This is a genomic window from Agromyces sp. CCNWLW203 (genome assembly GCF_036576125.1).
In the GTDB taxonomy this organism is placed as follows: domain Bacteria; phylum Actinomycetota; class Actinomycetes; order Actinomycetales; family Microbacteriaceae; genus Agromyces.
In genome coordinates, this window is record NZ_JAZHYX010000007.1 from 25,780 (window position 1) to 39,155 (window position 13,376).

Annotated in this window: 12 protein-coding genes; 8 read left to right on the forward strand and 4 right to left on the reverse strand. The window is 68.2% G+C overall.

Annotated features, from left to right (window positions below):
- Positions 1-65: 65 nt before the first annotated feature.
- From VPH61_RS15555 to sdhC, 4 genes are read right to left on the reverse strand one after another with little or no spacing between them, the layout of a single operon-like run.
- A complete protein-coding gene (locus tag VPH61_RS15555; RefSeq protein ID WP_332064425.1) occupies positions 66-827 on the reverse strand; it encodes a succinate dehydrogenase iron-sulfur subunit in 762 nt (253 codons plus the stop codon).
- Between the two features lies 1 nt (position 828).
- The gene (sdhA, locus tag VPH61_RS15560) at positions 829-2,637 is read right to left on the reverse strand and encodes a succinate dehydrogenase flavoprotein subunit (RefSeq protein ID WP_332064426.1); all 1,809 of its coding nucleotides are present in this window, start codon (positions 2,635-2,637) and stop codon (positions 829-831) included.
- 7 nt (positions 2,638-2,644) lie between these two features.
- On the reverse strand, positions 2,645-3,076 hold the full coding sequence (locus VPH61_RS15565; RefSeq protein WP_332064427.1) for a succinate dehydrogenase hydrophobic membrane anchor subunit: 432 nt from the start codon (positions 3,074-3,076) through the stop codon (positions 2,645-2,647).
- Positions 3,077-3,090: 14 nt separating this feature from the next.
- Positions 3,091-3,513 (reverse strand): succinate dehydrogenase, cytochrome b556 subunit, encoded by a 423-nt coding sequence (gene sdhC, locus VPH61_RS15570; RefSeq protein WP_115957294.1) that lies wholly within the window; start codon positions 3,511-3,513, stop codon positions 3,091-3,093.
- 228 nt (positions 3,514-3,741) lie between these two features.
- Here sdhC and VPH61_RS15575 point away from each other — a divergent pair, with 228 nt between their 5' ends.
- From VPH61_RS15575 to VPH61_RS15610, 8 genes are all read left to right on the forward strand, one after another.
- Entirely contained in the window at positions 3,742-4,860 is a 1,119-nt protein-coding gene (locus tag VPH61_RS15575) for a mannose-1-phosphate guanylyltransferase (protein ID WP_332064428.1), read from the forward strand.
- Positions 4,861-4,882: 22 nt separating this feature from the next.
- The gene (locus VPH61_RS15580) at positions 4,883-5,983 is read left to right on the forward strand and encodes a BMP family lipoprotein (RefSeq protein WP_332064429.1); all 1,101 of its coding nucleotides are present in this window, start codon (positions 4,883-4,885) and stop codon (positions 5,981-5,983) included.
- Between the two features lie 155 nt (positions 5,984-6,138).
- Positions 6,139-7,233, forward strand: coding sequence for a BMP family lipoprotein (locus VPH61_RS15585; protein ID WP_332064430.1), 1,095 nt, complete (start codon positions 6,139-6,141; stop codon positions 7,231-7,233).
- A gap of 163 nt (positions 7,234-7,396) precedes the next feature.
- Entirely contained in the window at positions 7,397-8,914 is a 1,518-nt protein-coding gene (locus VPH61_RS15590) for an ABC transporter ATP-binding protein (RefSeq protein WP_332064431.1), read from the forward strand.
- Positions 8,911-10,269, forward strand: a complete 1,359-nt coding sequence (locus tag VPH61_RS15595; protein ID WP_332064432.1) for an ABC transporter permease — start codon at positions 8,911-8,913, stop codon at positions 10,267-10,269. Before VPH61_RS15590 ends, VPH61_RS15595 begins: the two co-directional genes overlap by 4 nt.
- Positions 10,266-11,555, forward strand: a complete 1,290-nt coding sequence (locus tag VPH61_RS15600) for an ABC transporter permease (RefSeq protein ID WP_332064433.1) — start codon at positions 10,266-10,268, stop codon at positions 11,553-11,555. Before VPH61_RS15595 ends, VPH61_RS15600 begins: the two co-directional genes overlap by 4 nt.
- A 58-nt stretch (positions 11,556-11,613) precedes the next feature.
- Complete coding sequence (locus VPH61_RS15605) at positions 11,614-12,033, forward strand: cytidine deaminase (protein ID WP_332064434.1); 420 nt, start codon at positions 11,614-11,616, stop codon at positions 12,031-12,033.
- Positions 12,030-13,331, forward strand: a complete 1,302-nt coding sequence (locus VPH61_RS15610; protein ID WP_332064435.1) for a thymidine phosphorylase — start codon at positions 12,030-12,032, stop codon at positions 13,329-13,331. The genes VPH61_RS15605 and VPH61_RS15610 overlap by 4 nt, the downstream gene beginning before the upstream one ends.
- The last annotated feature ends 45 nt before the right edge of the window (positions 13,332-13,376 follow it).

Consider the following 13,376-nt stretch of genomic DNA (forward strand, 5'->3'; position numbering starts at 1 on the left):
GAAGAGCCTGCCGGATGCCGCGCTTCAGCGGGATCCGACAGGCTCGACCTGCAGTGTTGCTGCCTCTACGGCTTGCCGCGCATGATCGCCTGCTTGACCTCGGCGATGGCCTTCGTGACCTCGATGCCGCGGGGGCAGGCCTCGGTGCAGTTGAAGGTCGTGCGGCAACGCCACACGCCCTCTTTGTCGTTGAGGATGTCGAGGCGCGTCTGCGAGCCCTCGTCGCGCGAGTCGAAGATGAAGCGGTGGGCGTTCACGATCGCCGCCGGGCCGAAGTACTGGCCGTCGGTCCAGAAGACGGGGCACGACGAGGTGCACGCCGCGCAGAGGATGCACTTCGTGGTGTCGTCGAAGATGGCGCGCTCGGCGACCGACTGCACCCGCTCCTTGCCCGCGACGGGGGCAGAGCCGGCGATCAGGAACGGCTGCACTTCGCGGAAGCTCGCGAAGAACGGCTCCATGTCGACGATCAGGTCCTTCTCGAGCGGCAGGCCCTTGATGGCCTCCACGTAGATGGGCTTGGAGATGTCGAGGTCCTTGATGAGCGTCTTGCAGGCCAGGCGGTTGCGGCCGTTGATGCGCATCGCATCGGAGCCGCAGATGCCGTGTGCGCAGGAGCGGCGGAACGTGAGCGAGCCGTCCTGCTCCCACTTGATCTTATGCAGGGCGTCGAGCACGCGGTCGGTCGCGTACATCTCGACGTCGAAGTCCTGCCAGCGCGGCTCGGTGTCGACATCGGGGTCGAAGCGGCGGATCAGGAACGTGACGGTGAAGGACTGGATGGCCGCCTCAGCGGCGGGCGGCTGCTCGAGCGTCGTGGTGCTCACGTCAGTACTTCCTCTCCATCGGCTGGTAACGGGTGATCGTGACCGGTTTCCAGTCGAGCCGGATGTGGTCGTCGGCGAGCGAGGAGTGCGCGTCACCCGAAAGGTAGGCCATCGTGTGCTGCATGTAGTTCTCGTCGTCGCGGTTCGGGAAGTCGTCGCGCATGTGGCCGCCGCGGCTCTCCTTGCGGTTGCGGGCCGAGAAGACGACGACCTCGGCGAGGTCGAGGAGGAAGCCGAGCTCGACGGCCTCGAGCAGGTCGGTGTTGAAGCGCTTGCCCTTGTCGTGCACGGCGACGTTGCGGTATCGGTCGCGGAGGCCCGCGATGACCTTCGTCACGTGCTCGAGCGACTCGTCGGTGCGGAACACCTGGGCGTTCTTGTCCATCTCGTCCTGCAGTTCCTTGCGGATCGCGGCGATGCGCTCGGTGCCGTCGGAGTCGCGGAGCTGCTCCAGCATGCCGCGCACGTCCGCGGCCGGGTCGGAGGGCAGGGGAGTGAAGTCGACGGTCTTCACGTACTCGACCGCGTTGCGGCCTGCCCGCTTGCCGAACACGTTGATGTCGAGGAGGGAGTTCGTGCCGAGGCGGTTCGAGCCGTGCACCGAGACGCAGGCGCACTCGCCCGCGGCGTAAAGGCCCGGTACGACGGTGTCGTTGTCGGAGAGCACCTCTGCCGCGACGTTCGTCGGGATGCCGCCCATCGCGTAGTGCGCGGTCGGCATGACGGGCACGGGCTCGAACACGGGGTCGACGCCGAGGTAGGTGCGCGCGAACTCGGTGATGTCGGGCAGCTTCGTCTCGAGCACTTCTGCGCCGAGGTGAGTGCAGTCGAGCAGCACGTAGTCCTTGTGGGGGCCGGCGCCGCGGCCCTCCGCGACCTCCTGCACCATGCAGCGGGCGACGATGTCGCGCGGTGCCAGGTCTTTGATGGTCGGCGCGTAGCGCTCCATGAAGCGCTCGCCCGAAGCGTTGCGCAGGATCGCGCCCTCACCGCGTGCACCCTCGGTGAGGAGGATGCCGAGGCCGGCGAGACCGGTCGGGTGGAACTGGAAGAACTCCATGTCTTCCAACGGCAGGCCCTTGCGCCAGATGATGCCGACGCCGTCGCCCGTGAGCGTGTGCGCGTTCGAGGTCGTCTTGTAGATCTTGCCGAAGCCGCCGGTCGCGAAGATCACGGCCTTGGCCTGGAAGACGTGCAGCTCGCCCGAGGCGAGGTCGTAGGCGACGACGCCCGACGGCTTCTGGACGCCGTCGACCTCGGTCATGACGAGGTCGAGCACGTAGTACTCGTTGAAGAAGTTGATGCCGAGGCGCACGCAGTTCTGGAACAGCGTCTGCAGGATCATGTGGCCCGTGCGGTCGGCGGCGTAGCAGGCACGGCGAACGGGCGCCTTGCCGTGGTCGCGGGTGTGGCCGCCGAAGCGCCGCTGGTCGATCTTGCCCTCTGGCGTGCGGTTGAACGGCAGGCCCATGTTCTCGAGGTCGATGACCGCGTCGATCGCCTCTTTCGCGAGGATCTCCGCCGCGTCCTGGTCGACGAGGTAGTCGCCGCCCTTGACGGTGTCGAAGGTGTGCCACTCCCAGCTGTCCTCCTCGACGTTCGCAAGCGCCGCGGCCATGCCGCCCTGCGCCGCACCCGTGTGGGAGCGCGTCGGGTAGAGCTTCGAGATGACCGCGGTCTTCGCGCCGGGGCCGGCCTCGATCGCCGCACGCATGCCGGCGCCGCCGGCGCCCACGATGACGATGTCGAACTGGTGGTAGTGGACGCCGTCGATGACCGTGGTCTCGGCGTCGGCGCTCTGGGTGTTCACGGATCTCCTAAGCGGCGCAGAACGAGGGAAGCAGGTCGGCGGGTGCGCCGACGGGGCAGGGCTCGAAGGTGAAGACGACGAGCGTGCCGAGGATGATGAGCACGGCGGCGGCGGCGAAGAGGGCGCCCTTCAGCACCTTCTGCACGAGGCCCGGGCTCGTGTAGTCGTTGACGATCGTGCGCATGCCGTTGGCGCCGTGGATGAGGGCGAGCCAGAGCATCAGCACGTCCCACCACTGCCAGAACGGGTCGGCCCACTTGCCGCCGACGAAGCCGAAATCGATGGCCTTGACGCCTTCGCCGACCAACAGGTTCACGAAGAGGTGTCCGAAGATGAGCACGATCAGCACGACGCCCGAGGCGCGCATGTAGATCCAGCCCCACTTCTCGAGGTTGAGGCCGCGACGGGGCGGGCGTGCCGAGAATTCCATGGCAGTCATAAGTCCGCGGCTCCCTAGTGACTGAAGACGTTGATGAGGTGGCGCGGCGTGAACGCGAGCATCGTCACGACCCAGAGGGCGATGACGATCCAGAAGAGGAGCTTCTGGTGGCGCGTTGCCCAGGCCCAGAAGTCCACGAGGATGATGCGCAGTCCGTTGAACGCGTGGAACACGATCGCGCCGACCAGGGCGACCTCCCCGAGGCCCATGATGGGCGTCTGGTAGGTGCCGATGACGGCGTTGTACGCCTCAGGGCTGACTCGCACGAGCGCCGTGTCGAGGATGTGCACGAGGAGGAAGAAGAAGATCGCCACACCCGTGATGCGGTGCAGCACCCATGACCACATTCCCTCACGGCCGCGGTACAGCGTGCCACCAGGCTTCTGTTTCGCAGGCTTCGCGGGTGCGGTCAGGGTTCCTGCCGAAGTCTCTGGCATGAACAACCCTCCCTGGCGGAATACATCGCCGGCATGAACTACCCTCGCCGACTGTGTGACGCGCCCCGAAGATGCCGGGGCATGACGGGCACACGGCCCGATTCGAGTGTAGACCCGGGCTGCTTCGCCCGCCGCTTAGGGCGGCCTAACTCTCTCGACGTCGAGATATCGGATGCCGCGGCATCCGGAGCCCGTGTCGTCGCCGGTCGCTCGCGTTAAGCTGTGCGGATGGACGAATCCCCGATCGACGGCTTCTACAGCGTCATCCCCGCCGGCGGCGTGGGCTCGCGGCTGTGGCCGCTCTCCCGTGCCGACGCGCCCAAGTTCCTGCACGACCTGACGGGATCCGGCCAGACGCTCCTGAAGGACACGTGGGACCGGCTCGCGCCGCTCTCGGGCGACGAGCGCATCATGGTCGTCACCGGCCGAGCCCACCGCGCCGCCGTCGAGGCCCAGTTGCCTGGGCTCGCCGACCACAACGTCGTGCTCGAGAGCGAGCCGCGCGACTCGACGGCCGCGATCGGCCTCGCAGCCGCGATTCTCGAACGCCGCGAGCCGGGCGTGATCATCGGCTCCTTCGCCGCCGACCACGTGATCTCGGGGAGCGGGCTCTTCCGCGCAGCGGTCGCCGACGCCGTCGCGGCGGCGCGGGCTGGCTACATCGCGACGATCGGCATCACTCCGACCGAGCCCGCCGTCGGCTTCGGCTACATCGAGTGCGGCGCCCCGCTCGACGTCGAGGGTGCCGCGCACGCCGAGTCGGTCGCGAGCTTCGTCGAGAAGCCCGACCTCGCGACGGCCAAGCGCTACCTCGCGGGCGGCAAGCACCTCTGGAACGCCGGCATGTTCATCGCCCGCGCCGACGCGCTGCTCGCCGAGATCGCCACGAACAAGCCCGAGCTCCACGCGGGCCTGATCGAGCTGGCCGAGGCATGGGACGACCCCGCGACGCGCGGCCCGGCGGTCGACCGCATCTGGCCGCGCCTCGAGAAGATCGCCATCGACTACTCGGTCGCCGAGCCGGCTGCCGCGGCCGGTCGCCTCGCCGTCATCCGCGGTCACTTCGCCTGGGACGACGTGGGCGACTTCGCCTCGCTCGCCAAGCTCAACACCGCGGGCCGCTCGGGCGAGCTCGCGATCCTCGGCGAGAACGCCCGCGTGCTCTCCGACGCGTCGAGCGGCATCGTCGTCAGTCGGTCGAAGCGGGTCATCAGCCTGATCGGCGTGCACGACATCGTCGTCGTCGACACGCCCGACGCGCTGCTCGTCACCACGAGCGAGCACGCCCAGCGGGTCAAGGCCGTCGTCGACGCCCTTCGGCTCGGCGGATCGAACGACGTGCTGTAGGGCACAGGAGAAGGGGTATCGGATGTCTCAGGGTCGAGGTTCGCTCCGCCGAGGTGCAGGTCGTCGCATACGCCGAGGCGTCTCCGTCGCGGCCGCGCTGGCCGCGGCATCCGTCGCGCTCGTCGCCTGCGCTCCCGCGCCCGAATCTGGCGGCGGCGACGAAGCGAGCGAGTCGTGCGTGCGCATGGTGACGAATTCGGGCGGCCTCGAGGATCGCTCGTTCAACCAGGCGAGCTGGGAGGGGCTGCAGCAGGCCGAAGACGAGTACGACGTCGAAGCCGAGGCGATCGTCTCGACGGGTGAGACCGACCTCGCCCCGAACGTCGCGCAGGCCGTCGAGTCGGGCTGCGAACTCATCGTGACCGTCGGCTGGGAGCTCGCGGAGTCCACGCTCGACCAGGCCGGCAAGAACCCCGAGCTCGCGTTCGCGATCGTCGACGAGACGGTCGAGGCCGACAACGTCAAGCCCGTCGTCTTCGACACCGCGCAGGCCTCCTACCTGGCCGGTTACCTCGCGGCCGGCGTCTCCAAGACCGGCGTCGTCGCGACCTTCGGCGGCGGCAACCAGCCGCCGGTGACCCTCTTCATGGACGGCTTCGTCGACGGCGTCGCGAAGTACAACGAGGTGCACGGCACGCAGGTGCGCGTGCTCGGCTGGGACAAGGCTGCCCAAGACGGCGCGTTCACGGGCGACTTCGAAGACGTCAACAAGGGCAAGACCCTGACCGAGAGCTTCATCGACCAGGGTGCCGACGTCGTGCTGCCGGTCGCAGGGCAGGTGGGGGAGGGTGCGGCTTCCGCCGCGCTCGAACGCGGCGGCGTGTCGATCATCTGGGTCGACAGTGACGGCTACGAGTCGCTCGCCGCGCAATACCGCCCCGTGATCCTCACGAGCGTGCTGAAGAACACGCAGGACGCGATGGTCGAGATCGTCGGCGCAGTGCTCGACGACACCTTCACGAACGAGCCGTTCGTGGGCACGCTCGAGAACGGCGGAGTCGAGATCGCGCCGTATCACGACCTCGCGGCCCTCGTGACGCCCGGGCTCGACGGGGAGATCGAGGGGCTGCGCCAGGCGATCATCGCCGGCGAGATCGTCGTGGAGTCGCCGAGCGGGTTCTGATCCCCCCGGTTGTGGGGCACAGGTTCTGCTCATATGAGCACAACATCGCGTCTTGATAACCATTGGATCGACCGGACCGCTCGGTCGGCGCAACATTCGGTAACGTGACTGCACGAGCCTCGGAACGGTCGGGGCGACAGTCTTTGGAGGACACAGTGAAGGTCACGACCAAGAAGGCCGCGTTCAGCGGCCTCGCGATGCTCGGTGCAGCCGTGCTGCTCGCCGGTTGCGCAGCGGCTCCTGAAGAGACCGACAACGGCGACGGGGGAACCGCCAGCGACTTCCTTCCCTGCATGGTCTCCGACGCGGGCGGCTTCGACGACAAGTCGTTCAACCAGTCCGGCTTCGAGGGGCTCGAGGCTGCCTCCGAAGAACTCGGCGTCAAGCCGATCACGGTCCAGTCCGATGCCGAGACCGACTACGCCCCCAACCTGACCAACCTGGTCGACCAGGGCTGCGACCTGATCGTCACCGTCGGCTTCGCGCTCGCCGCCGCCGCCGGTGAGTCCGCTGCGGCCAACCCCGACATCGAGTACGTCTCGATCGACGACGTGGTCGACAACGACTTCGACGGCACGACCGACTCGGAGAACATCAAGCCGATCATCTTCGACACGGCGCAGGCGGCGTTCCTCGCGGGCTACGCCTCGGCGGCGTACACGAAGACCGGCGTCGTCGGCACCTTCGGCGGCATGAACTTCCCGACCGTCTCGATCTTCATGGACGGCTTCAAGCAGGGCGTCGACTACCACAACACCGAGAAGGGCACCAACGTGCAGGTCCTCGGCTGGGACGGCACCGACGGTCTCTTCACCGGCGGCTTCGAGGCCAACGACACCGCACGCCAGACCGCACAGAGCCTCATCGACCAGAACGTCGACGTGCTCCTGCCCGTCGGCGGCCCGATCTACCAGTCGGCCGCTGCGGCCATCCGCGACTCCGGTCGTGAGATCGCCATGCTCGGCGTCGACGCCGACCTCACCGAGACCGACCCGTCGGTCGCCGACCTCATCCTCACGTCGATCCTCAAGGGCATCGCCGTGGGTGTCGAAGAGGCAGTGCTCGCAGCCGGCAACGACGAGTTCGACAACACCCCGTTCGTCGGCACGCTCGAGAACGACGGCGTGGGCATCGCGCCGTTCCACGACTTCGAGTCGAAGATCCCGGCCGAGCTCCAGGGCGAGCTCGACGCGCTGAAGGAAGCGATCATCGCGGGCGACGTCGAGGTCACGTCCTACCTCGCCGAATAGGCGAACCACACGGCTCGGGGAGGTCGGCGCACGCCGGCCTCCCCGTTCCGCGTCACGGTGCGCGTCAGCGCTCATCGTGCAACATCTGAGCACGGAGCATCCGGTGCTCTCAACTTTCGCGCGGCATCACCAACGGATGCAGCCAATCACTAGGATCGGGGACATGAAGCTCGAACTTCGCGGCATCACGAAGCGATTCGGCAGCTTGGTCGCCAACGACCACATCGACCTCACCGTGGAGGCCGGAGAGATCCACGCCCTGCTCGGCGAGAACGGTGCAGGCAAGTCGACGCTCATGAACGTGCTCTACGGTCTCTATCAGGCCGACGACGGCGAGGTGCTCCTCGACGACGAGGTGCAGCACTTCGCAGGCCCTGGCGATGCCATGGCCGCTGGCATCGGCATGGTGCACCAGCACTTCATGCTGATCCCCGTCTTCACGGTCGCCGAGAACGTCATGCTCGGCAACGAGTCGACGAAGGCCCTCGGCCGGCTCGACCTCGCCGCGGCCCGTGCGAAGGTCGCCGAGATCTCGTCCCGATTCGGGTTCCACGTCGACCCCGACGCCCTGGTCGAAGACCTCCCCGTCGGCGTGCAGCAGCGCGTCGAGATCATCAAGGCGCTCTCGCGCGACGCCCGCGTGCTCGTGTTCGACGAGCCGACCGCGGTGCTCACGCCGCAGGAGACCGACGAGCTGATGGGCATGATGCGCCAGCTCAAGGAATCGGGCACGTCGATCGTCTTCATCACCCACAAGCTGCGGGAGGTGCGCGAGGTCGCCGACCGCATCACCGTCATCCGGCTCGGCAAGGTCGTCGGCGAAGCGGAGCCCACGGCGTCCAACGCCGAACTCGCCTCGCTCATGGTCGGCCGGGCCGTCGAGCTCACCGTGCAGAAGGAAGAGCCGACGATCGGCGACGACGCGCTCGTCGTCGAGCACCTCACGGTCGTCGACCCGATCGGCCAGCTCGTCGTCAACGACGTCAGCTTCACCGTGCGCCGGGGCGAGATCCTCGCCGTCGCCGGTGTGCAGGGCAACGGCCAGACCGAACTCACCGAAGCGCTCCTCGGCCTCCAGCACCACGTGCAGGGTTCGATCATGCTCGACGGGAAAGAGCTCGTCGGCGAACGCGTGCGCACCGTACTCGAGTCGGGCGTCGGCTTCGTGCCCGAAGACCGCAATGAAGACGGACTCGTGGGCGAGTTCACGATCGCCGAGAACCTCATGCTCGACCGCAGCGAAGCACCGCCGTTCGTGCGCTTCGGCAACGTGCAGCGCGGTGTGCTCGCCGACTTCGCACGCAAGATGGTCGATGAGTTCGACATCCGCACTCAGGGCATCGACGAGTACGTGCAGAACCTCTCCGGCGGCAACCAGCAGAAGGTCGTGCTCGCGCGCGAGCTGAGCCGCGAACTGCGCCTGCTCGTCGCCGCCCAGCCGACGCGCGGCGTCGACGTGGGCTCGATCGAGTTCATCCACAAGCGCATCGTCGCGGCACGCGACTCCGGCGTGCCGGTCGTCGTGGTCTCCACCGAGCTCGACGAGGTCGCGGCGCTCGCCGACCGCATCATGGTGATGTACCGCGGCAGGATCGTCGGCATCGTGCCCGGCGACACGCCCCGTGACGTTCTCGGCCTCATGATGGCCGGGGAAACCCCTGCAGAAGGAGCCGCCGCATGAGCGACCCCACCGAGCCGCGGGGCGACGCCTCCGCCGGCGGCGACCTCGATCCCGACGTGGCGATCGTCGAACCCGGCGCGATCGCTCCCGAGCCCGTCCCGTCGGCGAGTGCTGCGTCGAAGGCGCCCGACGACGACGTTCCGCCGCCGTCGAAGTGGCACACGATGCTCCGCCAGATCGCGACGGGCAACGCGCTCATCTCAGTGCTCTCGGTCGTGCTCGCACTCCTCGTCGGCGCGATCATGATCGCCTTCACCGACGAGCGCGTGCAGGAGACGGCCGGGTACTTCTTCGCGCGGCCCGGCGACATGCTCTTCGCGGTCTGGGACTCGGTTGCCGGCGCGTACTCGGCGCTCTTCCAGGGCTCGATCTACAACTTCCGGCGCGACACCTTCGCCGCCGGCATCCGGCCGCTCACCGAGACGCTGACCTTCGCCACCCCGCTCATCGCGGGCGGCCTCGGCGTGGCGCTCGCGTTCCGCGTCGGCATGTTCAACATCGGCGGCCGCGGCCAGATGCTCATCGCGGCATCCATCGCCGGCTGGATCGGCTTCGCCGTCGACCTGCCCTGGGGGCTGCACATGCTCGTCGCCCTCGTGGGCGGCCTCGTGGGCGGCGCCCTCTGGGCGGCCATCGCGGGCGTGCTGAAGGCGCGCACCGGCGCGCACGAGGTGATCGTCACGATCATGCTGAACTACGTCGCGTTCTACCTCGTCTCGTGGATGCTGCGCACGCCCGGCCTGCTGCAGGCGCCCGGGTCGTCGAACCCCAAGACCCCGGCCATGAAGGAGAACGCGACCTTCCCCGGGCTGCTCGACTGGTTGGCACCCGGGTACAACCTGCACCTCGGGTTCGTCATCGCGGTCGCCGCGACCGTGCTCGTCTGGTGGATCCTCAACCGCTCGAGCCTCGGATTCAAGTTCCGCGCGGTCGGCATCAACCCCAACGCCGCACGGGTCGCCGGCATCAACGTCAAGGGCATGTACGTCTACGCGATGCTCATCAGCGGCGCCCTGCTCGGCCTCGCCGGAGTCAACCAGGTGCTCGGCACCGTGACGACGGGATTCACCGCCGGCATCGACGCGGGCATCGGCTTCGACGCGATCACGGTGGCCCTGCTCGGTCGCTCGACGCCGTGGGGCACCTTCGCGGCCGGCATCCTGTTCGGGGCATTCAAGGCGGGCGGCTTCTCGATGCAGGCCGCCGAGGGCGTGCCGATCGAGATCGTGCTCGTCGTGCAGTCGCTCATCGTGCTCTTCATCGCGGCACCGCCGCTCGTTCGCACCATCTTCGGCCTGCCCGACCCGAGCAAGCAGCCGAAACGACGCAAGGCCGCGAAGGAGGTGGCGAAGTGACCACGATTGCCGAACGACCCCAGGCATCGCCCGGGGCGATCTCACTCGACACGACCGTCGTGACCAGCTGGAAGGCGCCCATCGCCTTCGGCATCTTCACGCTCATCGCGTTGGCGCTCGCGGTGTTCGCTCCGCGTTCCGGCGACACGACCTACCGCTGGTCGACGGCGTCCGACGTCATTCAGGTGCCCGACCTCGTCGTCCCGGCCGAGCAGGCGCTGTGGGCGGTGGTGGCGCTCCTCGCCGTCGCGACGCTGTACTCGGTGCTGCGCGTGCGGTCGAAGCGTCGCATCCCCCTGTGGCTCGTGGTCGTGTTCGCCGTGCTCTTCATGTTCGGGTTCCTCACCTGGGCGGGGGCCGGCTCTTCGCTGCCGATGATCGGCCTCCTGTTCGGGTCGCTGAGCCTCGCGGTTCCGCTCATCTTCGGCTCCCTGGCCGGCGTGATCGGCGAGCGGGCCGGTGTCGTGAACATCGCGATCGAGGGCCAGCTGCTGGCGGGCGCCTTCACGGCGGCCGTCGTCGCCTCGGTCACGGGTCAGCCGTGGCTCGGGCTCATCGCGGCGATGGTGGCGGGCATGCTCGTCGGCATGGTGCTCGCGGTGTTCTCCATCAAGTACTTCGTCGACCAGATCATCGTCGGTGTCGTGCTGAACGTGCTCGTCACGGGCCTCACGAGCTTCTTCTTCTCGCAGGTGCTCGCGCCGAACGCCGCGACGCTGAACACTCCGCCCCGGTTCGACCGGTTCCCGATCCCGCTGCTCAGCGAAATCCCGATCATCGGTCCGGTGTTCTTCCGGCAGACGGTCATCGTCTACCTCATGTACATCGCCGTCGCGCTCGTGTTCTTCGGTCTGTTCTACACGCGGTGGGGTCTTCGGGTCCGCGCCGTGGGCGAGCACCCGCAGGCCGCCGACACCGTCGGCATCAACGTCAACCGCACGCGCTTCTGGAACGTGGCGCTCGCCGGTGCGATCGCCGGTCTCGGCGGCACGTTCTACACGATCGGCTCCGGCATCGCCTTCAATAAGGAGATGACCGCGGGCGCGGGCTTCATCGCCCTCGCGGCGGTGATCTTCGGGCAGTGGGACCCGATCAAGGCGACACTTGCGGCACTGCTGTTCGGCTTCGCCTCGAACCTGCAGAACACGCTCTCGGTGATCGGATCGCCGGTGCCGAGCGAGTTCATGCTCATGCTGCCGTACGTCGTCACGATCTTCGCGGTTGCCGGGTTCGTCGGCCGCTCGCGGGCACCGGCGGCCGACGGCAAGCCGTACATCAAATCCTGATGCGATGGCCCCCGCGACGGGGCAATCCGACCGAACGATCCTGAAACGGGGGAGCACCATGACCGCAACGGATGCGATCGATTGGAACGAGCTCCGCGGGCGCGCCCGCGAGGCGATGGCGAAGGCGTACGTGCCGTACTCGGAATTCCCGGTGGGGGCAGCGGCGATCGTCGACGACGGCCGCATCGTGAGCGGCTGCAACGTCGAGAACGCCTCGTACGGCGTGACGCTCTGCGCCGAGTGCTCGCTCGTCTCGGCGCTCGTGATGTCGGGCGGCGGCAAGCTCGTGGCCTTCGCCTGCGTCGACGGTCACGGAGCTGCCCTCATGCCCTGCGGGCGATGCCGGCAGCTGTTGTACGAGCACTCGGCCGAGGGCATGCTGCTCGACACCGTTTCGGGGATCAAGACCATCGACGAGGTGCTGCCCGACGCGTTCGGTCCGCGACAGCTCGCCGAATTCAAGGGAGTGACGTCGTGAGCACCGTTGAACCGTTCGACGCTGTCGACCTGATCCGTGCGAAGCGCGACGGGCACGAGCTCGACACCCTCGAGATCGACTGGCTCGTCGACGCGTACACGCGCGGCTACGTCGCCGACGAGCAGATGTCGGCGATGACGATGGCGATCTTCCTCAACGGCATGACGCGCCGCGAGATCCGCGACCTCACGATGGCGATGATCGCGAGCGGCGAGCGCATGGACTTCTCAGGGCTCGGCAAGCCCACGAGCGACAAGCACTCGACGGGCGGCGTCGGCGACAAGATCACGCTGCCCCTCATGCCGCTCGTCGCGACCTTCGGCGTCGCGGTGCCGCAGCTGTCGGGCCGCGGGCTCGGGCACACGGGTGGCACACTCGACAAGCTCGAGTCGATTCCCGGTTGGCGCGCCGACCTCACGAACGACGAGATGTTCGCGCAGCTCCGCGACGTCGGCGGCGTCATCTGCGCTGCCGGCGCCGGCCTCGCCCCGGCCGACAAGAAGCTCTATGCGCTGCGCGACATCACCGGCACGGTCGAGGCGATCCCGCTCATCGCCTCGTCGATCATGTCGAAGAAGATCGCCGAGGGCACCGGCGCGCTCGTGCTCGACGTCAAGTTCGGCTCGGGCGCCTTCCTCACCGACATCGACCGCTCGCGCGAGCTCGCGCGCACCATGGTCGAGCTCGGCGAAGACGCGGGCGTGGCGACCTCAGCCCTCATCACGAACATGAACGTGCCCCTCGGCCTCACGATCGGCAACGCCAACGAGGTGCGCGAGTCGGTCGAGGTGCTCGCCGGCGGCGGCCCAGCGGATGTCCGTGAGCTCACGATCGCCCTCGCGCGCGAGATGCTCGCTCTCGCGGGGCAGCCCGATGCCGATGTGGAGGCCGCGCTCGACGACGGCCGTGCCATGGACACGTGGCGGCGAGCCATCCGTGCGCAGGGTGGCGACCCCGATGCGGCCCTCCCGGTCGCACGGGAGCAACACGTCGTGACGGCCGAGCGCGACGGGGTGCTCGTCGAGCAGGTGGCCCTGCCGTTCGGCATCGCCGCCTGGCGCCTCGGCGCGGGCCGTGCCCGCAAGCAGGACCCCGTGCAGCACGCCGCCGGCATCGAGCTGCACGCGAAACCCGGCGACACCGTTCGCGCGGGAGAGCCGCTGTTCACCCTGCACGCCGACGAGCCGGCCCGGTTCTCGCGAGCGCTCGAGGCCGTCGAGGGCGCGTGGCGCATCGGCGACGCCGGTGACGCGGTGCTCGACGGCGGTCCGCTGATCGCCGACCGCATCGGTCGCTGACCGTCTTGCTTCGAGATTGCCGAGACTTCGCGGGCGCCCTGTCGC